Source organism: Anaeromyxobacter sp. Fw109-5, from assembly GCF_000017505.1.
Taxonomy (GTDB): domain Bacteria; phylum Myxococcota; class Myxococcia; order Myxococcales; family Anaeromyxobacteraceae; genus Anaeromyxobacter.
On sequence record NC_009675.1, the window covers coordinates 3,174,774 to 3,199,682 of the forward strand.

General features: G+C 72.6%; 20 protein-coding genes and 1 tRNA gene. 6 read left to right on the top strand and 15 right to left on the bottom strand.

All coding sequences use genetic code 11. The features are described 5' to 3' along the window. Window position 1 precedes the first annotated feature (1 nt). The 4 genes from plsX to ANAE109_RS14060 all read right to left on the bottom strand — a co-directional run bounded on the left by plsX (window position 2) and on the right by ANAE109_RS14060 (window position 2,702). A complete protein-coding gene (gene plsX / locus ANAE109_RS14045; protein WP_012097543.1) occupies window positions 2-1,081 on the bottom strand; it encodes a phosphate acyltransferase PlsX in 1,080 nt (359 codons plus the stop codon). A gap of 9 nt (window positions 1,082-1,090) precedes the next feature. Continuing rightward, window positions 1,091-1,270: a 50S ribosomal protein L32 gene (gene rpmF, locus ANAE109_RS14050; RefSeq protein ID WP_012097544.1), complete on the bottom strand. Its 180-nt coding sequence runs from the start codon at window positions 1,268-1,270 to the stop codon at window positions 1,091-1,093. 34 nt (window positions 1,271-1,304) lie between these two features. Next, window positions 1,305-1,865 (bottom strand): DUF177 domain-containing protein, encoded by a 561-nt coding sequence (locus ANAE109_RS14055; protein ID WP_012097545.1) that lies wholly within the window; start codon window positions 1,863-1,865, stop codon window positions 1,305-1,307. Between the two features lie 189 nt (window positions 1,866-2,054). Beyond that, window positions 2,055-2,702 (bottom strand): response regulator transcription factor, encoded by a 648-nt coding sequence (locus ANAE109_RS14060; RefSeq protein ID WP_012097546.1) that lies wholly within the window; start codon window positions 2,700-2,702, stop codon window positions 2,055-2,057. Window positions 2,703-2,919: 217 nt separating this feature from the next. Between ANAE109_RS14060 and ANAE109_RS14065 the strand changes: the two genes are divergently transcribed. Then, window positions 2,920-5,175, top strand: coding sequence for a hypothetical protein (locus ANAE109_RS14065; protein ID WP_012097547.1), 2,256 nt, complete (start codon window positions 2,920-2,922; stop codon window positions 5,173-5,175). Between the two features lie 133 nt (window positions 5,176-5,308). On the opposite strand, the gene ANAE109_RS14070 is transcribed toward ANAE109_RS14065, so the two are convergent. Together ANAE109_RS14070 and ANAE109_RS14075 are read right to left on the bottom strand one after the other, a co-directional pair. Then, complete coding sequence (locus tag ANAE109_RS14070; RefSeq protein ID WP_012097548.1) at window positions 5,309-5,554, bottom strand: hypothetical protein; 246 nt, start codon at window positions 5,552-5,554, stop codon at window positions 5,309-5,311. A 4-nt stretch (window positions 5,555-5,558) separates the two neighbouring features. Then, the gene (locus tag ANAE109_RS14075; protein WP_143827974.1) at window positions 5,559-6,242 is read right to left on the bottom strand and encodes a NapC/NirT family cytochrome c; all 684 of its coding nucleotides are present in this window, start codon (window positions 6,240-6,242) and stop codon (window positions 5,559-5,561) included. A gap of 179 nt (window positions 6,243-6,421) precedes the next feature. Here ANAE109_RS14075 and ANAE109_RS14080 point away from each other — a divergent pair. Further along, window positions 6,422-6,498 (top strand) — tRNA-Arg (locus ANAE109_RS14080). A 146-nt stretch (window positions 6,499-6,644) separates the two neighbouring features. On the opposite strand, the gene ccsA is transcribed toward ANAE109_RS14080, so the two are convergent. From ccsA to ANAE109_RS14095, 3 genes are all read right to left on the bottom strand, one after another. After that, entirely contained in the window at window positions 6,645-8,993 is a 2,349-nt protein-coding gene (gene ccsA / locus ANAE109_RS14085) for a cytochrome c biogenesis protein CcsA (protein ID WP_012097550.1), read from the bottom strand. A gap of 823 nt (window positions 8,994-9,816) precedes the next feature. Beyond that, a complete protein-coding gene (gene gltA / locus ANAE109_RS14090; protein ID WP_012097551.1) occupies window positions 9,817-12,834 on the bottom strand; it encodes an NADPH-dependent glutamate synthase in 3,018 nt (1,005 codons plus the stop codon). A 179-nt stretch (window positions 12,835-13,013) separates the two neighbouring features. Then, complete coding sequence (locus tag ANAE109_RS14095) at window positions 13,014-13,388, bottom strand: hypothetical protein (protein ID WP_041448353.1); 375 nt, start codon at window positions 13,386-13,388, stop codon at window positions 13,014-13,016. Between the two features lie 632 nt (window positions 13,389-14,020). Between ANAE109_RS14095 and ANAE109_RS14100 the strand changes: the two genes are divergently transcribed. Then, window positions 14,021-15,121, top strand: a complete 1,101-nt coding sequence (locus ANAE109_RS14100; RefSeq protein ID WP_143827975.1) for a rhomboid family intramembrane serine protease — start codon at window positions 14,021-14,023, stop codon at window positions 15,119-15,121. Window positions 15,122-15,128: 7 nt separating this feature from the next. Here ANAE109_RS14100 and ANAE109_RS14105 read toward each other — a convergent pair whose 3' ends face one another. After that, on the bottom strand, window positions 15,129-15,566 hold the full coding sequence (locus ANAE109_RS14105; protein ID WP_012097553.1) for a secondary thiamine-phosphate synthase enzyme YjbQ: 438 nt from the start codon (window positions 15,564-15,566) through the stop codon (window positions 15,129-15,131). Window positions 15,567-15,765: 199 nt separating this feature from the next. Between ANAE109_RS14105 and ANAE109_RS14110 the strand changes: the two genes are divergently transcribed. Further along, entirely contained in the window at window positions 15,766-16,218 is a 453-nt protein-coding gene (locus ANAE109_RS14110) for a bacteriohemerythrin (RefSeq protein WP_012097554.1), read from the top strand. A gap of 31 nt (window positions 16,219-16,249) precedes the next feature. Here the strand turns inward: ANAE109_RS14110 and ANAE109_RS14115 are convergent, their stop codons facing one another. Further along, complete coding sequence (locus tag ANAE109_RS14115) at window positions 16,250-17,836, bottom strand: aromatic amino acid hydroxylase (protein ID WP_012097555.1); 1,587 nt, start codon at window positions 17,834-17,836, stop codon at window positions 16,250-16,252. Window positions 17,837-18,101: 265 nt separating this feature from the next. Between ANAE109_RS14115 and ANAE109_RS14120 the strand changes: the two genes are divergently transcribed. Beyond that, on the top strand, window positions 18,102-19,382 hold the full coding sequence (locus ANAE109_RS14120; protein ID WP_012097556.1) for a 4Fe-4S dicluster domain-containing protein: 1,281 nt from the start codon (window positions 18,102-18,104) through the stop codon (window positions 19,380-19,382). A gap of 9 nt (window positions 19,383-19,391) precedes the next feature. Here ANAE109_RS14120 and ANAE109_RS14125 read toward each other — a convergent pair whose 3' ends face one another. After that, the gene (locus tag ANAE109_RS14125; RefSeq protein WP_012097557.1) at window positions 19,392-20,915 is read right to left on the bottom strand and encodes an ATP-binding cassette domain-containing protein; all 1,524 of its coding nucleotides are present in this window, start codon (window positions 20,913-20,915) and stop codon (window positions 19,392-19,394) included. Between the two features lie 269 nt (window positions 20,916-21,184). On the opposite strand from ANAE109_RS14125, the gene ANAE109_RS14130 reads away from it, so the two are divergent. After that, window positions 21,185-21,553, top strand: a complete 369-nt coding sequence (locus ANAE109_RS14130) for a response regulator (RefSeq protein WP_041448354.1) — start codon at window positions 21,185-21,187, stop codon at window positions 21,551-21,553. 126 nt (window positions 21,554-21,679) lie between these two features. Here ANAE109_RS14130 and ANAE109_RS14135 read toward each other — a convergent pair whose 3' ends face one another. The 3 genes from ANAE109_RS14135 to ANAE109_RS23505 all read right to left on the bottom strand — a co-directional run bounded on the left by ANAE109_RS14135 (window position 21,680) and on the right by ANAE109_RS23505 (window position 24,741). After that, window positions 21,680-22,186, bottom strand: a complete 507-nt coding sequence (locus tag ANAE109_RS14135) for a hypothetical protein (RefSeq protein WP_041448355.1) — start codon at window positions 22,184-22,186, stop codon at window positions 21,680-21,682. Window positions 22,187-22,666: 480 nt separating this feature from the next. Next, a complete protein-coding gene (locus ANAE109_RS14140; protein ID WP_012097560.1) occupies window positions 22,667-24,025 on the bottom strand; it encodes a cbb3-type cytochrome c oxidase subunit I in 1,359 nt (452 codons plus the stop codon). Beyond that, on the bottom strand, window positions 24,022-24,741 hold the full coding sequence (locus tag ANAE109_RS23505) for a c-type cytochrome (RefSeq protein ID WP_049768589.1): 720 nt from the start codon (window positions 24,739-24,741) through the stop codon (window positions 24,022-24,024). Before ANAE109_RS23505 ends, ANAE109_RS14140 begins: the two co-directional genes overlap by 4 nt. Between the last annotated feature and the right edge of the window lie 168 nt (window positions 24,742-24,909).

Consider the following 24,909-nt stretch of genomic DNA (forward strand, 5'->3'; position numbering starts at 1 on the left):
ATCAGGCGTCGTGCGACGAGGCGCGGCGCGGAGGGGGTGGCCTCGCGGCGCGGCCGGCGGCGCCCTCGAGGAGCGCCTCCGACGGCGCGACCGCGCGGGCGATCTCGTCTACGAAGTGGGCGCGGGCGGCGTCCCGGGCCCGGTGGATGGCGTTCTCGATCGCGATCGCGTCCGAGCGTCCGTGGGAGATGAAGCCGACGCCGTTCACGCCCACCAGCGGCGCGCCGCCGACCTCGCGCCAGTCGAGGCGCTTCTTCATGCCGTCGAGCGCGGCCTTGGAGAGCATCCCGCCGATGGCGGAGACGGCGGTGGAGCGGAGCGCGCGCTTCAGGTACTCGCCCACCACCTTCGCGGTCCCCTCCATCGTCTTGAGCGCGACGTTGCCGGTGAAGCCGTCGGTGACGATGACGTCCACCTCGCCGGTGAGGAGATCGCGCCCCTCGCAGTAGCCCACGAACTGGAGGGGGGCGTGCCGGAGCGCGGCGGCGGCGGCGCGGGTGAGGTCCGTCCCCTTCGACTCCTCCTCGCCGTTCGCGAGGATGGCGACCTTCGGGCGGGCGACGCCCACGACGCGCCGGGCGTAGACCTCGCCCATCAGCGCGAACTGGACGAGGTGGATGGGCTTGCAGTCCACCACCGCGCCCATGTCGAGCAGGATCGAGGAGCCCTTGAGCGCCGGCAGCACCGAGATGATGGCCGGCCGCTCCACGCCCTCCGGGCGGCCGAGCACGAAGATCGCGCCGGCCATCACCGCCCCGGAGTTGCCCGCCGACACCATCGCGCTCGCCCGGCCCGACTTCACGAGCTCGAAGCAGACGCGGATGGAGTTGTCGCGCTTGCGGCGCATCGCCTGGCCGGGGTGGTCGTCCATCTCGACGACCTCGCCGGCGTGGTGCACCTCGATCGGCAGCGCGTGCCCGGCGCGATGGCGCGCGAGCTCGTCGCGCAACCGCGCCTCGGGGCCGACCAGGAGGATCGGCAGCCCCTTACGCGCTGCGTTAATGGCGCCTTGAACGATCGCGCCCGGGGCGTGGTCGCCCCCCATCGCATCCACGGCGACGGGCGCGATCTTCCCGACCATCGGGGCTTGCTACGTCGCCTCGGTGATCTGCTCGCCCTTGTACGTCCCGCAGGACGGGCAAGCGCGGTGCGAGATCACCGGCTCCTTGCACTTGGGGCACTTGGTGACGTTCGCCACCTTGATCTTGAAGTTCGACGCGCGGCGGCGATCGCGGCGCATGCTGCTCGTACGCTTCTTCGGGACACCCACGGCGTGCTCCTTTTGCTGACTGGTACGGCCGCTCCTACAGCTTCACGTTCTTGAGGCCCGCCCAGCGCGGATCCGGAACGTGGCGATCGCAGCCGCACTCGCGATCGTTCAAGTTGGCCCCGCACACGGGGCAGAGGCCCTTGCAGCCCTCGGTGCACACCGGGTAGCCCGGGAGCGCGAGGAGGATCTGCTCGCGGAGGATCGGGTCGAGGTCCACGACCTTGCCCGAGTACGTGTCCTCCTCCGCCTGCCCGGGATCGAAGCTACCGGCGACCGGACCCGTGTTCGAGTCCTTCCCGCCGTGCGTCTCGCCGGCGAGCTCCTCCGCCGGCACGAGCGTGAGCTCGAAGTCGACCGGGACGTCCAGTGAGATCGGGACGAGGCAGCGGCCGCACGCCGCCGAGAGCTCGGCCCGGGCGTGCCCCTCGACGCGGACGCGACGCTCGATCCGCTCGAGCTTCGCCTCCACGTGCGCAGGGCCCCGCGCGCGATACCCCGCGCGGTCGCCGGCGACCATCTCGTCGAGCTGCTCGCGAGCCACGTCCCAGCTGCGCCGGAGTCCGGCCTCCTTGATTTCGTCAATGTTGACGCGCATTTACAACGCTTCCCGAGACCAAAAAAGGGCCTCATTATAGGGGTCGATCAGGCGAAGTCAAGGCGCGCCGGGCCAAGCCGCGCGCCTTCGGCCGCCCTCCTCACCAGAAGGAGACGCCCTTCTTAACCCCCGCTCGAGGGATCTTCAGCGCGGCGAGCGGGGGCGTTCCTCCGGGCGAGACCCCTCGTCTCAGGGCTTCACGAGGCCGCGGGCGACCGCGAGGAGCGCCGCCTCGGCCTTCGTGGAGACGTCCATCTTCTCGTAGATCCGCTTCACGTACGTCTGCACGGTCCCCTCGGCGATCCCGAGCGCCTGCGCCACGTCCGCGTAGGTGTGGCCGTGCACGAGCAGCTGCAGCACCTCGAGCTCGCGCTTCGAGAGCGCCGGGCCGTCCTTCGCCTTCTGGTCGGGCGGGTCGCCGCGCAGCTCGGAGAGGAGCACCTTCGCGGCGCGCGGGCTGATGGGGGCGGCGTCGCCGCTGAGCACGTCCTCCACGGCGCGGGTCAGCTCGGCGGCGTGGAACGGCTTCAGGATGTAGCCGGAGGCGCCGGCGCGCATGGCCGCGAGGACGCGCGCGGGGATGTCCACCGCGGTCAGGGCGATGCAGGCCGTCTTGGGGAGCTCGTGCCGGATGGTGGCGATGACGTCCTCGCCGCTCATCTTGGGCAGCCCGAGGTCCACGAGCGCCACGTCCGGACGCTCCCGGCGGGCGAGCGTCACCCCCTCCTCCCCGCTGGCCGCGGTGCCGCACACCTCGAAGCCGTGCGAGGTGAGGACCTGCGCGATGAGCCGGGAGACCGCCTCGTCGTCCTCCACCGCGATTGCCCGGATAGCCATGTTCCCCCAAGTCCGAAGTGGAGGCACATCCAGCCTCCGCAAGCGGTCCATTCAGTAGCAGCCCGCGCGGTGGGGGGTCAAGAAACCCACCCCCCCTCCGAACCGGGCGCGCGAGCCGACCGCCGCCCACCCGTCCGCACACGGAAGTACCTGACACCAAATGGAAATCTCGGGAGAGCTGTGTCAGGTTGCTCGCCTGGTCGCACAGGAGGCGTTCATGCGAAGCGGACACGCTCGGCTCGGGCTGCTCGTCGCTGCCCTTTCCTCATTCTTCCTCGCCTGCAGCTCCGGGGGCGGCGGAAAAGATGATCCGGCGTGCACGCTCGCCGGCCTCGGGCAGGCGTGCGCAGCGCCGTCCGAGTGCTGCTCGGGCGCTTGCTCGGCCGGCATCTGCGTGCCGGACGGCTACTGTGGCGGCGAGGGCGCCGCGTGCGACGTCTCCGGGGACTGCTGCGACTCTCCCGCGGCGCTGCTCTGCAGCAGCAACGGGGTGTGCGTCGATCCTGGTGCCTGTCTCCCCGACCCAGGCGCGGCGTGCACCGCCGACGCCGACTGCTGCAGCGGGGCGTGCAACGGCGGCCACTGCGGAGAGCCTCAGGCCCCGCAGTGCAGCCTGCAGAACGAGGCGTGCACCGCCAACGACCAGTGCTGCTCCAAGACCTGCGCCTCCGGCAAGTGCACCGACTCCGGCGCCTGCACCGTGGAGGGCAGCTCGTGCGCCGCCGACCTCGAGTGCTGCTCGAAGAACTGCCTCGGCGAGACCGCCACGGCGCGCGGCACCTGTGACCCCCGCACCTGCATCCAGGCCGGCGATCCCGCGACCCAGGCCGCGCTGTGCTGCTCGAAGACGCTCGCGGGCGGCGTCTGCCAGCCGCTCGGCTCCGACGGCACCAAGTACGCGTGCACGACGCTGGGTGAATCCTGCGGCTCGAGCGACGCCTGCTGCTCGCGCAACTGCCAGGGGGGCACCTGCGTCCCCGCCTCCTACTGCAACGCGCCTGGCGACATCTGCCTGCGCCCGCAGGACTGCTGCTCCGGGCTCTGCACCGCCGACGGCGACGGCTCCCCCGGTCGCTGCAAGGCGCCGGACGGCGGCTGCACGCAGGACGGCGTGCCGTGCACGAACGACTCGAACTGCTGCACCCGCAAGTGCGTGGACCTCGGCAGCGGCACCAAGGTCTGCCAGCCGGCGGGCGGCTGCCGGATGACGGGCTCGTTCTGCGACAGCACCGACGCGTGCTGCGGCGGCACGAACGAGGCGTCTCCGGGGACGAAGGAGAGCACCTACGGCGTGTTCTGCGACGGCCCGTCCGCCAGCGACACGGCGCCCGAGTTCGACCCGAGCTCGAAGAACGATCGCACCTGCTCGAACGGGCAGAGCTGCAACCCGCCGGGCAACATCTGCGGCGCGTTCGGCGACAACGCCTCCCAGAACTGCTGCGTCCCCGGCGACTTCAACGGCAGCGGCAAGATCGTCTGCAAGCTCGACACGAACAAGATCCCCCGCTGCTTCGGTTCCGGGCCCGGCGGCGGTACCGGCACCAAGTGCCCCACCGGCTACGACTGGTCGAAGCCCGAGTGCTGCAAGCCCATCGGCGAGGTCTGCCAGATCCGCGAGCAGTGCTGCGACCTCGCGCCGTGCGTGCCCGACGGCGAGGGCGTGCTCCGCTGCGGCGGCGGGGCCGGCGGTCCGGCCTGCAGCCCGCGCGGCACCCCGTGCACGGGGACCTCGGACACGAGCTGCTGCGAGGGCACGACGTGCAAGCTCATCGCCGAGGCGGGCTACTTCTGCGCCGACTCGCAGGGCGGCGCCGGCGACTGCGTGACGAACGGCGGCGCGTGCACCGGCCCCGGCCAGTGCTGCGCCGGCGCCTGTGACCAGGGCACCTGCCGCGTGTGCCAGGCCGAGGCCGCGAGCTGCACCGTGGACGCCGACTGCTGCAGCGGGCTCTCCTGCGACATCGAGCCCGGCGCCACCGCCGGCGCCTGCAAGGCGCCGACCTCCGGGCCGACCTGCTCCGAGTCCGGCCAGGCGTGCACGGCGACCTCGCCCTGCTGCAACGTGAACGAGGAGTGCGTCGAGGGCACCTGCGCCCCGCCGCCTCCGCTCTGCGGTGGGCTGACGCAGAGCTGCCAGACCCAGCCGTGCTGCGAGGGGCTCACCTGCGATTCGACCACGAAGGTGTGCGGCGAGCTCGCGTGCGCCGCCACCGGCACCTCGTGCACCACGCAGAACCCGCTCTGCTGCGAGTCGGGGGCCTCCTGTCGCGCGGCGGGGAACCCGTCGCAGGAATGCACGGACGGCGCGAGCTGCGCCTGCGTGAACCTGTCCGTCTGCGCCGAGCCCGCGGCCCCCTGCGCTCCGACGCAGACGTGCTGCGACGTGAGGCAGTACTGCGCGGAGAGCTCCTCGGTCCAGCCGTGCACCGGGAGCAGCGCGAGCTGCGTCTGCAAGTCGCAGTCGGCGGGCTAGCGCCGCCGCGGATCACCCTCGCATCGAACGGCCGCTCGCGCTCGCGCGGGCGGCCGTGCTGCTTCCGGGCCGGGAACGCGAAGGCCGCTCGCGCAGGCGAGCGGCCGCCGGGTCCGCGCGCTGGACGCGAGGGTCAGCTCTCGGGCGTCTCTCCCCCGAGCCCCTCGTCCTCGCCGACGCCCTGGAGGTCGAGCGCGATGGCGAGGAGGTACAGGGCGAGCGAGGAGGTCCCGAAGAGCTGGCCGAGGCTCATGGCGAGCACGAGCAGCAGCGGCGATGGCCAGAAGAGTCCCGCCACCATGAGCCCGAGCGCGATCAGCGTGAGGACCGCGGAGACGAGGACCAGGCGGCGGACGGTGATCCGGGAGAGACCGATCACGGCGCTACTCCTTCCTCTCGCCGCCGGCGGACGCCGTCGGCGCGCGGCCGTTGCCGCCGTGGTTGAAAGAGCGCGGGTGGACCTGCGCGCCGCCGTGGCAGTCGACGCAGCTGGCGTCGCCGGCGCGGAGCTCCTCGATCATCCCGCCGTGCTCCTCGCGCGCGAGCCAGCTCGGCGCGGTGGTCGAGTGGCAGCGGGTGCAGCTCCCGTTCTTGAACGGCTTGTACAGGTGGATGCGGGGCCCACCCTCTCCGTACTCCCCCGAGTCCGCGTACGCGGTGATGTAGTAGTAGAGGTGCTTGAGCCCGTTCACCTTCGTGGTCATCGCGCCGAAGAGCTGGTAGTCGGCGTGGCACGTGTAGCAGCTCTCACCGCCGAAGCTGGAGTTCCGGCTGTGGATCGCGGCGAGGCTGTTCGACTTCGGGTCCGCCGCGTCCTCGGTGTAGGGCAGCATGACGTGGCAGGAGCTGCAGAACTCCCGCTTCAGCGTGTACTCGAAGCCCGCCACGTTCCCGGTGAGCGCGACGCCGATGGGCATCACGCCGAGCCCGAACAGCAGCATGACCTTCGTGATGCGCCCGAGCGGCGGGCGCTTCACCAGGTACCAGACGATGATGACGGCCGAGATCGCGGCCGCGACGACCGCCGTGACCTTGAGCAGCTGCTCGAGCGAGTGAATGTCTTGCACGGGATGCCTTGCTAGCATGTAGGAGGGGGTCGTTCAAGGCGGAACCGCGACATTACGCCGCACTTGGAACCGCCCTCTCCGGCCGGGCAGCGGCGAGCGGCGGGTCGGCCGAAGATCGCCGACCACCGCGAACTGCCTTGCCTTTCCGCCCCGCCTGCACTAGATACGGCGGCTCGCGAGCGCGGTTAGCTCAGCTGGATAGAGCGTCGGCCTCCGGAGCCGAAGGCCACAGGTTCGAATCCTGTACCGCGCGCCACTCCCGACGGCCGGTCACCTCCTGGTGGCCGGCCGTCTCTTTTTTCGCGGGTCCCGGGACCCGGGTGGCGGCGGCGCAGGAAACGACGAGGGCCGGCCCGGGTTGCCCGGGCCGGCCCTCCGTACCGAACGATCGCCGAGCGCCGGTCAGGCCACGGCGGCCTCACGCTGCTGCCGGGCGTGCGCGTACCAGCCCCAGCCGACGAAGGCGGCCTCGGCGAGCGCCACCAGGATCATCCACTTCACCACCGGCGAGTCGCCCATGCCGTAGGAGTGGAGGCCCGTACCGAGCACGTAGTTCACGCCCAGGTACGTCATGAGGATGGTCTGGAAGGCCACGATCGACAGGGCCGCCACGCCGAACTGGCCGATGAGCTTGTCGAACCGGCCGTGGACGATCGCCATGTACGCGAGGAACGCGACGAGCGACCAGACCTCCTTCGGATCCCAGCCCCAGTACCGGCCCCACGAGGACGCCGCCCAGATGGACCCGGTGAGGATGCCCGCGATGAGGAGGATGTTGCCGACCAGCATGTACCAGTAGTTCAGGTCGGCCATGCGGTTGGTCAGGTCCGTCCGGCGCGGCGCGAACATCGTGAAGCCGATCTGCATGTGCGCGATCACGACGCCGAGCGCGAGGACCGAGTAGCCGACCATGATGATCGGCACGTGGATCGCGAGCCAGGGCGTGCCCGAGAGCACGGGCGGCATGGGGTGGATGAACCGGTCGATGGGCAGGAGGTCCGTGAGCGCCATGGTGAGCGCCGCCATCGCGTTCGCGTTCAGGACGACGAGGCGGTTGCGCAGCACCGGGAGGGCCACCACCGCGAAGAGGCCGACGCCCCACGCGAGGAAGAGCAGCGACTCGTACATGTTCGACGCCGGGATCCGGCCGGCGACGGCCCAGCGCATCGCGATGCCCCAGCTCATCACCCCGAATCCGCCGAGGAGGCCTGCGAAGGCGAGGACGTCGAGGAGCCTCGACCTGCGGCTCCAGGCCACGAGGGACAGGACGAGGGCGCCGAGGAGCACGATCCAGGCGACGCGCGTCGCGCGCACCTTCTTGTAGAGGATCTCGCGGTCGATGGCGGCGGGGCTCGGCCAGCCCTCGAGCCGCGGGCCGGTGGAGAGCGCGACGAGATCATCGACGCTGCCCATCGGCTGAGGGACGCCCCAGCGCGCCCGCGGCTGACCGGCCACGGGGATGGCGCGGAGCTTCTCCCGCTCCAGGAAGCCCTGCATCCAGACCAGCCGGCCCTCGAGCTTCTCCGCCTCGCTGAGGACGCCGGTCCGCGGGCGATCCTGCGCCGCCGCCTGCCGCGCCTGCTGCATCAGCCCGAGCACCCGCTGGCTCGAGACCAGCTGCGAGAACGACGCGTACTTCGTGCCGCTGGGGAGCCCGACCGCGACCGCGAGCTCGGGGCTGCCGAGCTCGACCAGCGGCGTGTTGGAGGCGCGCATCGGGTCGAAGAGCCACTGCGCGACGGTGACGACCGGATCTTCGCCGTTCCAGGAGTACTTCCCCGTCACGTTCCAGACCGCCTCGCGGGCGAGCGTGTCGAGCGGCATGGAGCGGCCGTCGTGCTGCACCGGCAGCCGGCGCATCGCGTCCACCTTCGCCCAGCCGTCCAGGGCCGCCGGAGCCTGCGCGGACGCGACGCCCGCGAACAGCGCCAGCGCCACCGCCGCGGCGGCCTTGCCCGCCCGGCCCGCGGGGCGAGGCCCGCCGGCCTCGCCGCCGTCCAGCATGCGCTCGAGCTCGGCGCGCTTGCGCGCCTCGACCATGCGCGTGCCGAGCACCACGATCATGCCCAGCACGAGGAACGTGTAGCCCACGAACACGATCGTCTGCCCGGGGTCCTTGGAGACGGAGAGGATCGTCGCCTCGCGGCGGATCTCGTTGGTCTGCGGGTCGCGGTCCTGCTGGTAGCTCGACTGGAACAGGCTGTACCCGCGGTAGTGCAGCGGGTGGTTCATGTAGATCTCGGTCGCGAACGTCTCGCCCGTCTCGCCGTCGGTGACCTGGACGCGGCTGCGGAACTGCGACGGCCGCATCGTGCCCGGGTAGTTCTCCACCTCGAAGTCGTCGAGCTTCACCGTGAACGGGAGCTTGTGAGGCGCGCCGGGCTGCCCGGCCTCGTCGAACACGGCGATCTCGCCGCCGCTGTTCCCTTCCCAGAGGCCGAGCTGCCCCTCGGTCTTGAGGAAGTACGTGAGCCCCGCCCCGATGAAGATGACGATCATCGAGGCGTGGGTGAGGACGTAGCCGATGCGGTTCTTGCCCCACGGCGCGAGGGACAGGATCGACGCGGTGACGTTCACCGCGAAGAGCCCCTGCAGCGCGAGGAACCACCAGGCGTAGTACACGGTCTGCTGAGCCACGGGCGCGCCCCTGGACGACTCGATGATCGTCCCCGCCGCGAGCCCGACGAGCAGCAGCACGAGCAGGATCACGGCGAGCTTCAGGGAAGCGAGCTGGTTGAGGAGCCTCTTCATCGACGCAAACCTCCGAACGATCCGGCGACGCGCCGGACCTCCCGCCGTGGGCGGGCACCCGTGGACGGCACCCCTGGAGCGGGGAGCCGAGGACGTCCGCTTGCGCGAGCCGCGGGGTCCGCAGCGCGCACTTGCCATCTTCGGGCCACCCGCAGAACGTCGCGTTCAGCGTGAATAATCCGGGCAGGAATCGCCCGGAGAGCGTTCGCTCGCTGCGGCGAGCCGTCGCGAGCCCTGCGCCGCGAACGCGAGGCCTCGCTCGGGATCTCGCGGTCTTGCGTGAGATCAGCCCTGGGAGCCCCCAGGACGGCCGAGCAGAGCTGGCGCGCGCCCGGAGGCGCTTCCGGGGCTCCTCCGCCGAACCCGCCGGCTGCGCTGATGCGCTGCGTCGGCGGGTTTCCGAGGGCCCAGCGCACGATCTGCGCGGCCACACCCGCCGTTCGCCCTCGGCGCGCCGGAAGCGCCGCTCGAGAGCGCGGCCCCCCTGCCCTCCCACGCGGCGGGAGCGAAGGGAGGGAGGACTCCGGCAGCGCGGGAGGACAGGAGGCCGGCACGCGGGAGCAGCACGGCCCGGAGGCGGAGCCGCTCGCGCGCCCGGGTAAGGGAGACCGCCCGCGAGGCCGTCGCGCTGAGGTGCGCGCGGCCCGCAGGATCACGGCGTCCGGTACCGCGGGGTTCCCGTCTAGCTTGGGGATCGCGGACGAGGTCCGCCACCGGCACGACGCGGACCGCGTCGCTGGTGGCCGGGGAGCTCGTCGCGTGCTGCGGGTGGGGGGGGCGGCGCGTGCGCCGGATGCCGGCGCAGCGCCGCCCGCCACGATGACTACAGGAGCCCCGGCTTGCCCTGCTTCCAGCGCTCGAACTCGGTGGTGAGCAGGGCGACGTGCTCCCGCTCCTCCGCGGCGAGCTCCTTGTAGAGCTGGCGCTCGGCCGACCCGGGCGCGGTCTTCTCGGCGCGCTCGTCGAAGAACTTCACCGCGCGCTCCTCGAACGCGATCGCGATCCGGAACAGGTTCGCCGGGTCCTCGGGGCGGCTCGCGATGCCCGCGTAGACCGCGGCGCGCTCCACCTTGAAGTCCGCCGACGGCGCCGGCACCTCCGCGTGGTAGCGGCGGGAGAGCGTCGCCATGTGCTCCTGCTCCATGACGGCGAACTTCCCGAACAGCTCCTTCAGCACCGGGTCCGACGTCTCCTTGGCAGCCCGGCCGTAGAACGCCATGCCGCCGAGCTCGATCTCGAAGGCGACGCGGATGGCGTCCTGCGCCGCGGCGTCCTCGACCCTGCCGCGCTCCAGGGCGGCGAGCTTGCCGCCGCACGCGGGGCACATGCCGTACGGGAAGGCGAAGCCCTCGCTCACCTTGCCGCAGTCGTCGCAGCGCCACTGGAGCGTCGAGCCGGCGCAGCAGACGTACGCCTCGTCGCCCTCCACGGGCCGGTGGCACTTCGGGCAGGTGGCCCCGGGGGTCTCGAACGCCCCGGCGACGGCGGAGGCGCCGGCGAAGCGCGCGGTCTCCGGGAGCGGCGTCGGCGGCTGGAACGCCGCGATGTCCTCCTTGCTGAGCGGCCACTTCTTGCCGGTGGAGAGGTACGTCGCGATCGACCTCGCCGCGCGGCGGCCCGCGCCCATCGCGAGGATCACCGTCGCGCCGCCGGTGACGATGTCACCGCCCGCGAACACGCCCGGGAGGTTCGTCGTCTGCGTCGAGTCGAGCTGGCCGTCGTCCGCGGCGATGTTGCCCCACTTGTTGAGCGCGAGGCCCGGCGTGGACTGCGTGACGATGGGGTTCGCCTTGGTCCCGAGGGCGACGATGACGGTGTCGCAGTCGAGGTCCTTGAACTTGCCCGTGGGCATCGGCTTGCGGCGCCCCTTCTCGTCCGGATCGCCGAGGACCATCTCCTCGACCTTCATGCCCTTCACGTTGCCGTCGGCGTCCGCGTAGACCTCCACCGGCGCGTGGAGGAAGAAGAACTCGATGCCCTCCTCCTTCGCGTGGCGGATCTCCTCGATGCGGGCCGGCGCCTCCGCCTCGGTGCGGCGGTAGACGCAGCGGACGGTCGGCGCGCCGAGCCGCTTCGCGACGCGCAGGCAGTCCATGGCGGTGTTGCCGGCGCCGATGACGGCGACGCTCTTGCCGAGGGTGATGGGCGTGTCCTTGAACGGGAACACGTTGCCGCCCATCAGGTTCACGCGGGTGAGGAACTCGTTCGCCGAGTAGACCTGGCTCGCGGACTCGCCGGGGATGTTCATGAACGCCGGCGCGCCCGCGCCGACCCCGAGGAACACCGCGTCGTAGCCCTTCTCCATGAGCTGCGGGACGGTGAAGGTCTTGCCGATGACCTTGTTGGTCTCGATCTTCACGCCCTGGTCGACGAGCTGCTTCACCTCGCGGTCGATGATCTCGCGCGGGAGGCGGAACGGCGGGATGCCGTACTGGAGCACGCCGCCCACCACGTGCAGCGCCTCGAAGACGGTCACGTCGGCGCCGTACTTCACGAGGTCGGCGGCGGCGGCGAGGCCGGCGGGGCCGGAGCCGCAGATCGCGACCTTGCCGAGCTTCTCGGCGAAGCGCGGGGGCGAGACGGGCTTCGACTTCGCGTTGTCACCCACGAAGCGCTCGAGGCGGCCGATGCCCACCGACTCGACCTTCTTGGCGATCACGCACTGGGCCTCGCACTGCGACTCCTGCGGGCAGACGCGGCCGCAGATCGAGGGGAAGGCGTTCGCCTGCTTGATGACCTCCAGGGCGCCGTCGAAGTCGCGGACCACCACGTGCTTGATGAAGCCCGGGATGTCGATCTGGACGGGGCAGCCGGAGACGCAGGTCGGCTTCGCGCACTGGATGCAGCGCTCGGCCTCCTGGAGCGCGTCCTCGAGGCCGTAGCCGAGGTTCACCTCCTTGAAGTTGCGCGACCGCTCGAGCGCGTCCCGCTCGGGCATGTGCGTCTGCTTCGGGAGGAGGTCCTTGATCTTGCGGTAGTTCTTCTTGTTCTCCTCGAAGAGCTGCTTCTCGAGGTTGCAGACGTGCGCGTAGTCCTCGCTCGCGCGCTGCTCCTGGCTCTTGAAGCGCTTCTGCCGGGAGAGGAGCTCCTTGAAGTCGACCTTGTGGCCGTCGAAGTCCGGCCCCTCGACGCAGGCGAACGCGACCTTGCCGCCCACCGTCACGCGGCAGGAGCCGCACATGCCGGTGCCGTCCACCATGATGGCGTTCAGCGACACCATGGTCTTCACGCCGAACGGCCGCGTGGTCTCGACGCAGGCGTTCATCATCGGGAGGGGCCCGATGGCGACGACGAGGTCGGGCCTGTCCTTCTCGAGGATCTCCTTCAGCGCCGCGGTGACGAAGCCGGGCTTGCCGTAGGAGCCGTCGTCCGTGCAGACGACGAGGTCGTCGCAGTACTTCCCGAACTTGTCCTCCCAGAACACGAGGTCCTTGTTCCGGAAGCCGATGATGCCGGTGGTGCGGTTCCCCGCCTCCTTGAAGGAGCGGAGCTGCGGGTACACCGGCGCGACGCCCAGGCCGCCGCCGACGAGGACGACGTGCCCGTACTTCTCGATGTGCTGCGGCAGGCCGAGCGGGCCGACGAAGTCGATGAAGCTGTCGCCCTGCTTGAAGTCCGTCATCATCTCCCGGGTCGTCTTGCCGAGCGTCTGGACGACCATGGTGATGGTCCCGGCCTTGCGATCGTAGTCGGCGACCGTCAGCGGGATGCGCTCGCCGCCCTCGCGGAGGCGGAGCATGACGAAGTGACCGGGCTCGGCGGAGGCGGCGACGTCGGGGGCCTCGACCTCCCAGAGGAAGGTCGTGTCGGAAAAGGCTTCGCGGCGGACGATCTTGTACATCGGGGTTTCGATGCCTCCCTGAGGGTGACGAAGGGCTGCGCGCGGCAGCGCGGTCGTAGCAGCCACCGCACTGGGGCGTCAAGGGGAGGTCCGCGAAATTCCTTGGCTATTTCCTGACGGAACGGGTCCACATTCGGCGCTCGCGCCGCGTGATGGGCGGAGCGAGCGGCCAGGTCGCGTCAGGGGGCGAGCTCGAAGGCGAGATCGTCGTGGTCGGCGAACGGCCCGATCGAGCAGGCCTCCTGCGGCGCTGACGCGTCGCGATAGACCGCCCGCACCGCCTGGACGTCTCCGGGGTCGAGCACGAGGGTGGCCGTGAGCGTCTGCGGACCGGCGCTCGCCGGCACGAGCGCTGCCACCGGTGTCCAGACCGGGCGGAGCGCCAGCGCGTCGGCGGTGTACCAGAGGTCGACCGCGTCGGTCGCCCACGTCTCGGCCCCGAACACGTCCACCTCGACGAGGACCTCCTCCGCGAAGACCACGTCGTCGTGATCGTCGTACAGGCCGGAGACGACGCGGCGCGTCTGCGCCCCGCCCTCCTCGGTCCGAGCCACGGTCGTGCCGCACGGGCCGCGCGCGCCGCCGTAACGGAAGCGCGCGCGGAGCGCCTGCAGGCCGGGCGGGCGGCACGACGAGCGTCGTCGAGAGCACCTGCTCCCCGGCGCAGGCCGGCTGGAGCGTCGCGAGGTGACGCCAGGCCGGCGAGTCGGCTCGCGTCGCGTGGTACAGGTCCAGCGCATCGCCGTCGAACGGGTGCGCCGCGAACACCGTCACCTCGACGCGCACGGCGGCGCCAGGCGTGAGCTCGCGCCCGTCCTCGGTCCGGAGCTCGATCCGCTCGATGGACTCGTCCACCCGGTAGGCGCCCGCGTCGCCGTCCGGGCAGGACGAGGCGATGGTGCTCGGGGCGTAGGGCTCCGGGCCGAGCGTGTCGCGGCCCTGCACGAGCGTGCCCGTGTCGCAGAAGCTCGTCGGCTCGAGGCAGGCCGGCGCCGAGCGCGCCGCCGGGGTCGCTCTCGTCGTGCCGAGGGCCCCGCGTTCGCGGGAGCACACCCGCAGTGTCAAGGACGAACAGTCAACTAATGGCGATCACTGCACGTGTACGTGCCGGAGCCGCGCGGGTGGGTTAGGGGTCGCGCGCACCCCTGTGCGAGGTGCACGCACGGCGGCGCTCGCTATGCTCTCGATGATGCCCGCCCGCGAACGCGCCCCCCGCTCTCGGTCCCCGCGCCGCCGCACGCCCGTCGTGACCTGGGCGCTCGCCGCAGCGAACGTCTCGTTCTTCGCGCTCGTCCTCTCCCGCGGCGATGCGGCGGATCCGGAGCTGCTCGTCCGGCTCGGCGCGCTGGAGCGGAGTCGCGTGTGGGCGGGGGAGCCCTGGCGTCTCGTCACGGCGGGCTTCCTGCACGGCGGCTGGCACCACCTCGCCATGAACCTGGGCGCCCTGCTCCTCGCCGGCCCCATCGTCGAGCGGGGGCTCGGCCCGGCCCGCTTCCTGGGCCTCTACCTCGCGAGCGTCGTGGGCGCCTCGGCCGCATCGCTCCTCGCGCACGACGCGGTGGTGGCGGGCGCGTCGGGAGGGGTGTTCGGGGTGGTGGGCGCCCTGCTCGTCCTGGAGCTGCGCCACGCGGGGAGCGCGCGGCGCTTCGTCGCCGCGCCGCATACGATCGCCGTCCTCGGCGCGCTGGCCGCCGGCTTCCTCGCCTCGCGCCTCTTCCCCGCGCGCCTCCCGTCGGACGACTTCGCGCACGCCGGCGGGCTCGTCGCCGGCGCCGCCGCCGCGTGGCTCCTCACGCGCCCCGCCCCGCGGACCGCTGCGCCCTGGGCGGCGCTCGGCCTCGCCTTCGCGGCGGCGGTGCTCCTCGCCGTCTGGCCCCGCCCGGGGGCGACGCGGTTCCAGGCGGCCGAGCTCGAGGGCGCGCTCCACGCCGCGCTCCGCCGCGAGGACGCGGCCGAGGCGCGGCGGCTCCTCGCCATCGCGGAGGCGCGGGGCCAGCGGTCGCCCGCGCTCGACTACCTCCGCGCGCTGGTGCAGGCGCACGACGGAGAGCTGGAGGGGGCGCTGCGGGCGCTGCGCGAGCTCGCGGCGCGCGCCGGCGACCCGCTCGGCGAGGACGCCCGCCGCTCCGCCGCCCGCGTGGCGCGGATCCTCGCCGACCGCCACGCGAGCGGCCTCGGGCGGCCCCAGGATGCGGCGCGCGGGCTCGCCTATCTGGAGGAGTCCTGCGCGCTCGGCGACGCGCGGAGCTGCCGCGACGCGGCCGCGAGCCGCGCGGCGCGGCGATGAGCGACGATCACTCGCCGATGGCCTTCAGGACCACGCGCTTGCGCCGGCGCCCGTCGAACTCGTAGTAAAAGACCTGCTGCCACGGGCCCAGGTCGAGCTTCCCCTTCGTCACGGGGAGGATCACCTGGTGCCCGACGAGCAGGTTCTTGAGGTGCGCGTCGCCGTTGTCCTCGCCGCTCCGGTGGTGGCGGTAGTCCGGCCCGGGCGTGCGGTCGTCCGCGGACGGCCCCGGCGCGAGCCGCTGCACCCACTCCTCGATGTCGGCGTGCAGCCCGGGCTCGTCGTCGTTCACGAAGACCGCCGCCGTGATGTGCATGGCGGACACGAGGACCATGCCCTCCGCGAGGCCGCTCTCGCGGACGAACGCCTCCACCTCGTCGGTGATGCGCACGAGCCCTCGGCGGCGGGGAAGCTCGAACCAGAGGTACTTGGTGTGACTCTTCATGGACGAGAGCGTAGCCCCGGTCCGGTCGCATCGCCCGACGGCGTGCGACCCGCCCGGCTCGAACGGGGAACGGTCCGGGGGGGGCACCGGGTGAATCCCCGAGGGTTCGCCCGGAGCGTCCCGCGCCCAGGGGTGAGGCGCTCGCGGTACTTGTGGCGCGACGCCGGCCGCGAGATGGTCGTTCCCACCGGAGGCGATCATGTCCGCGGACTGGACGCCAGAGCTCGCGGTGAACCACCCCCAGCTCGACGAGGAGCACGTCGAGATCTTCCGCCTGCTGGAGGCCGCCGCGCGGTCGCTCGACGGCACGCGGGAGGCGGCGGAGCGCGCCGTCAGCATCCTCGCCGACGCCATCGTCGAGAACCTCGTGTCCGAGGAGCGTCTGATGGAGGAGACGTTCTACCCGGACCGCTCGAGGCATCGGGCCGCGCACGAGCTGTTCATGGCGGACTTCGCGAGCATGCGGGACGAGCTGCGCGAGAAGGGCCCGACGCCGCTCGTGGAGGTCTGGCTCGGCACGCGGCTCCCGGAGTGGCTCCGCTTCCACATCCGCGTGAACGACGCGCCGCTCGCCGCGCACCTCGCCCGCCGCCGCCCGTCCGAGCCCGGCGACGCGCGATGGAGCCGGACGGGTACGCACCGGGTGTCCTGAGCTCGCGGTGGCGACGCAGGCGACGGGAGGTTCACCGCGCGTCCGCCTCCGCCGGCGCGCCGAGGAGCTCGTCCACCTCCGCGCGCAGGAGCCAGTCCTCCGGGAACTCCGCCGCGGCGTCGCGGATGGCGATGAGCCGCTCGCGCGCCGCGGTCCCTGCCTCACGCAGCCGCCGCACCTCGGCGTAGAGCGCCGCCAGCCGCGGCGGGAGCGCCTCGGCCTTGCGCGCCCGGGCCCGCGCCTCGCCCTCTCCCTCGGCGAAGGACGACAGCTCCCCGAACCAGCGATCCCACGCCCCCGGATCGGCGGGCCCCCCCGCCACGGAGCGGAGGTCCTCGGAGACGAAGAGGAGGGCCCAGGAGGGGAGCTCGAGCGGGCGACCGGCGACCGCGCCGCGCAGGTTCACCACCTCGCCTCCCCCCACCGCGAACCCCTGCAGCGCGAGGCCCGACGAGAGCGCCACGTCGAACGCGCCGCGCTCCGGGAGCGCCGCCCGCCCGAACGCGACGACCACGTCGCCCTGCCAGGGCTTCCCCTCCGCCACGCCGCCGCGCGACACGAGCACCGGCCCGTCGAGCCGCGCGAGCGCGCGGCGGAGCCCCGGCGCGGCCTCGCCCGTGCCGTCGACGCACGCCACCACCCGCCCCGAGAGCTCGCGCCCCGCGGAGAGGACGAGGTGGTTCACGGAGCGGGCCCGGCGCGCCTCCTCGAGGCCGTGATCGCCGCCGCGCTTCCAGGACAGCGTCGCCGCGAACCCGTCGAGGACCTCGAAGAGCTGATCGAAGTCGCGCGCCACGAAGAGCTGCGGCTGCATCCGCGTGATGTCGTAGGCGAGGTCCGCACACGCGGCGGTGAGCGGGAGCTTCTCCACCGCGGGCGTGAGGCAGTGGACGGCCTCGCCGATGGAGGAGAGCAGCCCGGCGCCGTAGAGCCGCGGCGCGTCGAGCGCGCCCACCAGCCCGTACTCGGCGGTCCACCAGTAGAGCCGGCTCGCCCGCGTGGACTCCGAGGCGTACCGGACGCTCGCCGCGGCCGCGGCGAGGCGCTGCTCGGCGAGGGCGACCTCCTCCTCTCCGGCGGTCGGATCCTCCTTCACGACGGACAGGTTGCGGATCGCCTCGAACACGGCCTGGTCCTCGGCCGAGGCGATCGCGCGGAACCCCACCTCGCCGGCGCGCCGCAGGTACTCGGCGTAGGTCGGGTCCGCGATGAAGGGGGCGTGGCCGGCGCTCTCGTGGACGATGTCGGGCGCCGGCGTGTACTCGATGTGCTCGTGCGTCCGGATGTCGGCGGCGATGGCGAGGACGCGCCGGCTCTGCAGCTCGGTGAAGACCGCGGGCGGGATGAACCCGCGCACGGCGACCGCCGCCCAGCCGGCGCGCGCGAGCCGCTCGTTCATCTCGTCGAGGCGGGGGATGCGCTCGACGTCGATGCCGGTGGCCTCGAGCCCGGCGAGGTAGCGCGGGTGCGCCCGGGACCGGAGGTGGGCGGTGAGCCGGCGCAGGATGTGGCGCCACACGGCGTGGTCGCGCGGCGTGTACGCCTCGTAATCCTGGGTCACGACGAACCGGCGCAGGTGCGGCGGGAGACCGGCGATGGCGCGCTCGGTGGGGGTCATCGATCCTCGCTCCCTCCTTCGGAGAAGGTTGCTCCCGCCGCTCGCCCGCGGAAGCGCACCGCGGCGGCGAGACACCGTCGCCCCCTCGATTAACCGGCGGGCCGGCAGGCGCCAGGTCCCGCGCGCGATTCCGGGGGACGCAGCGCGCCCTCGCGGCCCGGCCTCGCCGGGCGCGCCGTCGCGTGGCCCCCGAACGAGCCGTCCTCCGTCGCGGGGTTTCTGCTGTGCTCCTCGTCCCACACGGCGCGAGACGGGAGAGCACCCGATGGCCCATCACGCTTCGCGGTCCTCCGTCTACCGGCGGCTCACGGACCGGCTGAACCGCTCCCCGCAGGGCGCGCCGCCCTCGGAGACCCTCTTCGAGATCCTGCGGCTGCTGTTCAGCGAGCGCGAGGCGGAGCTCGTCTCCGTCTTGCCGCTCAAGCCCTTCACCGTGGCGAGGGCCGCGGCCGCGTGGAAGACGACCGAGGCGGAGGCGCAGCGCGTGCTCGAGACGCTCGCCTCGCGCGCGCTGCTCGTGGACCTCGAGGGGAAGGACGGCGTCCGCTACGTCCTGCCGCCGCCGATGGCGGGGTTCTTCGAGTTCTCGATGATGCGCGTGCGGAGCGACCTCGACCAGAAGGCGCTCGCCGAGCTGTTCTACCAGTATCTCAACGTCGAGGAGGACTTCGTCCGGGCGCTGTTCGCGGGCGGGGAGACTCAGCTCGGGCGGACGTTCGTGAACGAGCCGGCGCTGGGAGACGACGACGCGCTGCACGTGCTCGACTTCGAGCGCGCGAGCGAGGTGATCCGGACGGCGACGCACCGGGCCGTCGGCCTGTGCTACTGCCGCCACAAGATGCAGCACCTCGGCCGCGCCTGCGACGCGCCGCAGGACATCTGCATGACGTTCAACCTCTCCGCCGCCGCGCTCGTCCGGCACGGGCACGCGCGCGCCGTGGACGTGGCCGAGGGGCTCGAGCTCCTCCAGCAGGCGTACGAGCGGGACCTCGTGCAGTTCGGCGAGAACGTGCGGGAGTCGGTGAACTTCATCTGCAACTGCTGCGGCTGCTGCTGCGAGGCGATGATCGCCGCCCGCCGGTTCGCGGTGATGCACCCCATCCACACGACCGCGTTCCTCCCGGCGGTGGAGGAGAGCGCCTGCAACGGCTGCGAGAAGTGCGTCCGCGTCTGCCCCGTGGAGGCGATGAGCGCCGTGTCGGCGAACGACCCGCGCCACCCGAAGAGGACCGTCGCGCGCCTCGACGAGGACCGGTGCCTCGGCTGTGGCGTGTGCGTCCGCGCCTGCGCGCCCCGGGCGATCGCCCTGCGCCCCCGCGCGAGCCGCCGGCTCACTCCGCTCAACGGCGCGCACCGCGCCGTGCTGATGGCGATCGAGCGCGGCAAGCTCCAGGACCTCGTGTTCGACGATCGGCTGCTCTTCAGCCACCGTGCGCTCGCGGCGCTCCTCGGCGCCGTCCTCCGGCTGCCCCCCGCCAAGCGGCTCCTCGCGACCGAGCAGGTGCGGTCCCGCTACCTCGAGGCCCTCTGCAGGCGCTTCGCGTGAGTGACCCGCCTACGCCGGGGAGACGCGTCCTCCCCCGATGCGCCAGCGCTCCGCCCGCGGAGGCCCCTCCACCCCTCCTCTCCCCACGCCGAGGACCCGCTCCGCGAACGCGTCGTCGTGCGTCACGAGCAGGATCGCGCCGGGGTACTCCTCCAGCGCGGCTTCGAGCCGCTCCACCGTGGGCAGGTCCAGGTGGTTGGTCGGCTCGTCGAGCACGAGCGCCCAGGCGTGGCGCCCGAGCCCGAGCGCGAGGAGGAGCTTGCGCGCCTCTCCCGGCGACGGGTCGCACGAGGCGAGGAGCCGCGCCGGATCGCTCCCGAGCGCCGCCACGAGCGAGAGCACTCGCCCCTTCACGTCCGGCGCGAGCCTCCGCACCTCGTCGAGGAGCCGGGTCCCCGCGCCCGCGGGCAGCTCCTGCGGCAGGTGGAGGAGCCGCTCGCCCGGGAGGGTCGAGCCGGCGAGGAGCGCCTCGACGAGGGTCGTCTTGCCCGCCCCGTTCGGCCCCTCGAGCCGTACGCGCGCCTCTCGCGCGAGCCGCACGTGGACGTCGCGCAGCACGGGCGCGGGGCCGGCGCGGAGCACCTCCGCGTCGAGCGAGAGCAGCACCGGCCGCGGCGCGCGCTCGAAGCCGAGCCGGATGGTGCGGCCGAGCTCGGCGTCGGGCACGTCAGGGATGGCCTCCTCCGCGCGCCGAGCCGCCGAGCGGAGCCGGTTCACGTCCCCTCCGAGCCGGTCCTCCGCCCAGGCGCGGAGCGTCTTCGCGCCGAGCGTCCGTCCGTCACGGTCCTTCGGATCGCGCCGGCGCCCGCTCTGCGAACGCTCCGCCGCCTCGCGCTCGCGGCGCGCCTCGTCGAGCTTCCGCGCGGCGCCGCGCGCCGCCTCCTGGGCGGCGCCGCGCCGCTCCCACGCGGCGCCGAGCTCCGACTCCCACGCCGCGCGCGCGGCGCCGTACGGCAGGAGCCAGAGCCGCGCCTCGCCCCGGTGGAGCCGCAGCGTGCGCGGCGCGATCGCCTCGAGGAGCGTGCGGTCATGGGAGACCACCACCCCCACCCCGCGGAAGCGGCGCAGCGCCGCGACGAGCATGGCCCGCGCCTCCGCGTCGGCGTGGTTCGTCGGCTCGTCGAGGAGCAGCACGTCGGGCTCGGCCGCGAGCGCCGCGCCGATCTGCCAGCGCTTTCGCTCACCGGGGGAGAGCGTCTCCCAGCGCGAGAGGTCCTCCGGCGCGAGCGCCAGCGACGCCCGCAGGCGGCGAGCGGGGCCGTCGTCGCGCGCCGCGAGGAGGGGCGGCTCCGCGCCCGGACGGTGCACCTCCTGCGGGCAGACGGCGACGATCGCGCCGCCGGGGTCGAGGCGCACGCGGCCGGCGTCCGGCGCGAGCGCGCCCGAGAGCAGCGCGAGCAGCGTCGACTTGCCGGCGCCGTTCTCGCCCACGAGGGCGGTCCAGCCGGACGGGAGGACGAGATCGACGTCGGAGAGGACGGGTGCGGCGTCCGCGTAGGCGAACGCGAGCCGCTCGAGGCGGACGGAGGGCATCTGGCTGCTCCAGGACGGGCCGTGCGCCACGCGGGGATCGCGGGCGCGGGGGACGAGAGGGCCTCGGGTTCCGGAGCTAGGCGAGCATGGACGCACCGCGCGAGCGGCGCGGAGACTTTCTAGCCCGACCGCGCGCCTCGGGCAACCGCGAGGCAGATCGGCCGGCGCGCCGGTAGGGAACGCTCGCACGTCCGGGCGAGCCCCACGCTCCTGGGACCTAGACGCGCTTGCCCCACGGGGGTGGGCGCGGTTATCCACCGGGCGAGCGGATGAGCCCCGAGCCTCCCAGGATCCTCGTCGTGGACGACAGCGCCGCCCTGCGGGAGAACCTGCAGGAGTGCCTGGAGCTGGAGGGCTACGCCGTCAGCGTCGCCAAGGACGGCGTGCACGCGCTCGAGCGGCTCGCGGAGGAGCCGCCCCCGTCCGTGGTGCTCCTCGATCTCGCCATGCCCGGCATCGACGGCCGCGAGCTGGTGGCGCGCATCCGCGCGAACCCGCGGCTCGCGGGCGTGCGCATCGTGATGTCGAGCGGGCACACCGCGCCTCGCATGCGCGAGGGGATCGCCTTCGACGCCTTCCTCGCCAAGCCCTTCGGCGTGGACGAGCTGCTCGCCGCGCTGCGGCGCGTGCGCGGGTGAGAACCGGGCGCCGCGGACGCGCTGCGAGACGCGGCGCGGGCACCCGGTCTTCTCCGTCGCGCGTGGCGGGAGCCTCGATCCGCAGAGGCGCGCCACGCGGACGCCGGCGGGAACGGAGCGCTGGACCTAGTCGAAGACGCAGAAGCCGCCGTAGTTCAGGATTCCGTCGATGCACGCCGCGATGGCGAGCTGATCGTTGCGGTTCTCGGGGCGGCAGTCGGCGATCTCCGCCTCGATCTCCCAGGCCTGGCACTCAGGCTGGCCGCCGCCGCACTGGCCGGGGCACTGGATCCCGTTCGATCCCTGGCCGATCGTCGGGTTGCTCAGCTGCAGCGCGACCCAGAACTTCTGGAGCACGTCGCCCGACGCGCACGTCGCGGGACATCCCTCGCGATCCTGGCCGGCGTTCGCGGAGGTGGGCCCCACGAAGCACTCGCACATGTCGGCGCAGGAGGTGAAGCCGTAGAAGTCGTTGCACTGGTCGTCGGTCGCCGTGCTCGCGCCGCCGCACCAGAAGCCCGGGGTGAACCCTTCGCACGTGACGACGTGCTCCGCCGTCGACTGCTCCAGAGACGAGTCGCTCGCGGTGCCGCCGCACGCCGCGAGAGCAGCCGCCGCGAACAGCGCAATCATACCCTGCGTATAACCCCTCATCGCGCATCCCCTTCGGTGGTTGGGTGGAACGGGCCTAAGCTGCGTCGGAACGTGGATGGCGGTGAATGATTGTGATGGGTCGTTCCCCAATACTGCCCGCTCTTTGCGCCGACCCCTCGTCACGCGCCGTGACCGAGTGACAGGTCTGGCCGAGTGAACGCACCGAGCCAGGGCAGCCCGATGACCGCCTGGTTCCAGGCGCCCCGCGGCCGGTGGACTCGAGCGCGAGGAGCGCCGCCACCAGGCGACGCCGAGCACGTCCAGCGGAACCCGGACCCCGACGATGTCACCAGAGCTGCCCGAGCTCCTGGCGCGCGTCGTCCTTCAGATGCGCATCGGTGGCGTCCGCCGATCGCCTTCGCGCTCCGGCGCCTCGACGCCGCCGGGCAGGCAGGCAGGCGCCCCGTCGCACGGACGCGCCTCGTCGATGCGCTGGACGGGACGCTCGCGCTCGAGACGTCAGGCCGCCGGCGCCGCGCCCCGCGCCGCTTCGTCCGGGGGCGACCGCAGCGTGAGCAGGTCCCACGCGATGATCGCCGCGCCCGCGAGCACCAGCAGGCCGTGCAGGAAGACGAGGAGCATCCAGAAGCGGATCGGCTCCTGGGAGACGATGTACGGCTCGCCTCGCATGCGCTCGAGATAGGACTGGAGGACCCCGGCGACGGAGAAGGCGAGGCTCATGCCGACGAGGCCGAAGCTCGCCGCCCAGAAGCCCACCTGGCCTCGGCGCTCGCGGAAGCGTCCGCCCGGCAGGGCCCTGAGCCGCGGGATCGCGAAGTAGAAGAAGGTGAGGTTCACGAGCACGTACGCTCCGTAGAAGGCGAGGTGGCCGTGCGAGACGGTCACCTGGCTGCCGTGCGTGTAGTAGTTGATCTGCGGGAGCGTGTGCGCGAGGCCGAAGAGCCCCGCCCCCACGAAGTGGAGCACCGCCATGCCGATCAGGAGCGTCCACGTGAGCCGAGGCTCGAGCTTGCGGCCGCCCTCGCGCTCCGCGCGGAACGTGTCCCAGAGCATGAGGAGGATGGGCAGCGGCTCGAGCGCGGAGAAGACGCCGCCCACCCACAGCCAGTACCTGGGGGTACCGAGCCAGTAGTAGTGGTGGCCGGTGCCCGCGATGCCGGTGAAGAGGAACAGGCCGAGCTCGACGTAGAGCCACTTCTCGACGACGCGCCGCTCCACGCCCGTGAGGTGGATGAGCATGAACGCCACCAGCGCCGCGGTGACGAGCTCCCACGCCCCCTCCACCCACAGGTGGATCACCCACCACCAGTAATACCAGTCGGTGGCGAGGTTCCGGTAGAAGGGGATGCCGAACAGGTAGAGGACGGCGAGAAACACGAGGCCGGCGAGCAGGCTCCCCTGCGTCACCGTGAACCGGCGCGCGAGGAGCATCGTCGCTCCGACGTTGCCGAGGAACATGAGCGCGCCGGCGACGACGAGCAGATCCAGCGGCCGCGGGATCTCGAGGAGCGGCCTCCCCTGGGTCCACCCGAAGAGGAACCCGACGATCGCGACGACGCCGGTGCCGGTCAGGACGACGAGCTGCGCGATCGCGAGCTTCGGCGAGGCGAGCTCTCTCCCGGTCTCCTCCGGCACCATGTAGTAGGTCGCGCCCATGAAGCCGAGCAGCAGCCAGAGCACGAGCAGGTTCGTGTGGATGGCCCGGGCGGTCGAGAAGGGGAACACGTCGACGAACCCCTGCGGCAGCGTGAAGAAGTAGCTGAAGGCGAGGAAGAGGCCGAGGAGCACCTGCGCGACGAAGAGGAGGAGCGCGACGACGAAGTAGGGGTACGCCACCCGCTGGCTCTGGTAGTTCACGGCACCCTCCCCCGCGCTGCGAGGCTCACCACCAGCTCCCCGATCATCTGCCGCTGGCCCTTCGAGAGGTGGCCATAGGCCGGCATGGTCGTGCCCGGCTGCTGGCGCTGCGGGTCCTCGAGGAACTCCGCGACGTACGCCGCGTCTCGCCGGCCGCCGATCCACTCGAGGCGCGGCCCGATGCGCTCCCCCTCCGCGCCGAGCGCGTGGCACTGGAGGCAGCTCTCCTGCTTCAGCAGCGCGGCTCCGGGCGAGAGGAGCCCGCCGGCGAGGAGCCGCTCGGTGGAGCGCTTCCAGGCGCGCTCCGAGTCCTGCGGCGGCCAGTCGTTGTTCTCGATGCCATCGACCCAGCGGAGGAAGCGGACCATCCCGTCGAGCTCGGCCGCCGAGAGCCGCTGCTGCGGCATCTTGCGATAGGACGCGCGGAACACCTGCTCGGGATGGGCGAGCCGCCGGCGGATGCCCTCCTCGCCGATGCGGGCGTGGGCGCGCGTCAGGTCCGGCGCGTAGTAGCCCCCGAAGCCGAGGATGGTGTGGCAGTCGTTGCAGTTGCGCGCCTCGAAGGCACGCTTGCCTGCCACGACCTGCTCGTCGAGCGCGTCGGCGTTCGTGAGGCGATCGAACTCCCTGTGAGTGTCGACGGTGAGGGCGAGGAACAGGGCGGCCGACGTGAGCGTACCGACCCAGAAGACGACCTTCGACTGGCCTTCGGTCATGACCCGGTCTCCCCTCCGCCGCGCCGCGGCGGGTTCGCCCACGGTACGGGAGCCCGAGCGGCCGCCGAGCCGGGAGGGAGGGTTCCGTCGAGCCGGTGACCTCGCGAGAGGCGCGCGGCTCCGGTCGCTCTCGACCCGATCGCTGGTCGGGGTGCGGCACACCGCCGC

Excerpts from the sequence above, each read along its gene's own strand:
- plsX (WP_012097543.1), bottom strand. The coding sequence starts at position 1,081 with ATGGTCGGGAAGATCGCGCCCGTCGCCGTGGATGCGATGGGGGGCGAC.
- ANAE109_RS14055 (WP_012097545.1), bottom strand. The coding sequence starts at position 1,865 with ATGCGCGTCAACATTGACGAAATCAAGGAGGCCGGACTCCGGCGCAGC.
- ANAE109_RS14060 (WP_012097546.1), bottom strand. The coding sequence starts at position 2,702 with ATGGCTATCCGGGCAATCGCGGTGGAGGACGACGAGGCGGTCTCCCGG.
- ANAE109_RS14065 (WP_012097547.1), top strand. The coding sequence starts at position 2,920 with ATGCGAAGCGGACACGCTCGGCTCGGGCTGCTCGTCGCTGCCCTTTCC.
- ccsA (WP_012097550.1), bottom strand. The coding sequence starts at position 8,993 with ATGAAGAGGCTCCTCAACCAGCTCGCTTCCCTGAAGCTCGCCGTGATC.
- gltA (WP_012097551.1), bottom strand. The coding sequence starts at position 12,834 with ATGTACAAGATCGTCCGCCGCGAAGCCTTTTCCGACACGACCTTCCTC.
- ANAE109_RS14100 (WP_143827975.1), top strand. The coding sequence starts at position 14,021 with ATGATGCCCGCCCGCGAACGCGCCCCCCGCTCTCGGTCCCCGCGCCGC.
- ANAE109_RS14105 (WP_012097553.1), bottom strand. The coding sequence starts at position 15,566 with ATGAAGAGTCACACCAAGTACCTCTGGTTCGAGCTTCCCCGCCGCCGA.
- ANAE109_RS14110 (WP_012097554.1), top strand. The coding sequence starts at position 15,766 with ATGTCCGCGGACTGGACGCCAGAGCTCGCGGTGAACCACCCCCAGCTC.
- ANAE109_RS14115 (WP_012097555.1), bottom strand. The coding sequence starts at position 17,836 with ATGACCCCCACCGAGCGCGCCATCGCCGGTCTCCCGCCGCACCTGCGC.
- ANAE109_RS14120 (WP_012097556.1), top strand. The coding sequence starts at position 18,102 with ATGGCCCATCACGCTTCGCGGTCCTCCGTCTACCGGCGGCTCACGGAC.
- ANAE109_RS14125 (WP_012097557.1), bottom strand. The coding sequence starts at position 20,915 with ATGCCCTCCGTCCGCCTCGAGCGGCTCGCGTTCGCCTACGCGGACGCC.
- ANAE109_RS14130 (WP_041448354.1), top strand. The coding sequence starts at position 21,185 with ATGAGCCCCGAGCCTCCCAGGATCCTCGTCGTGGACGACAGCGCCGCC.
- ANAE109_RS14135 (WP_041448355.1), bottom strand. The coding sequence starts at position 22,186 with ATGATTGCGCTGTTCGCGGCGGCTGCTCTCGCGGCGTGCGGCGGCACC.
- ANAE109_RS23505 (WP_049768589.1), bottom strand. The coding sequence starts at position 24,741 with ATGACCGAAGGCCAGTCGAAGGTCGTCTTCTGGGTCGGTACGCTCACG.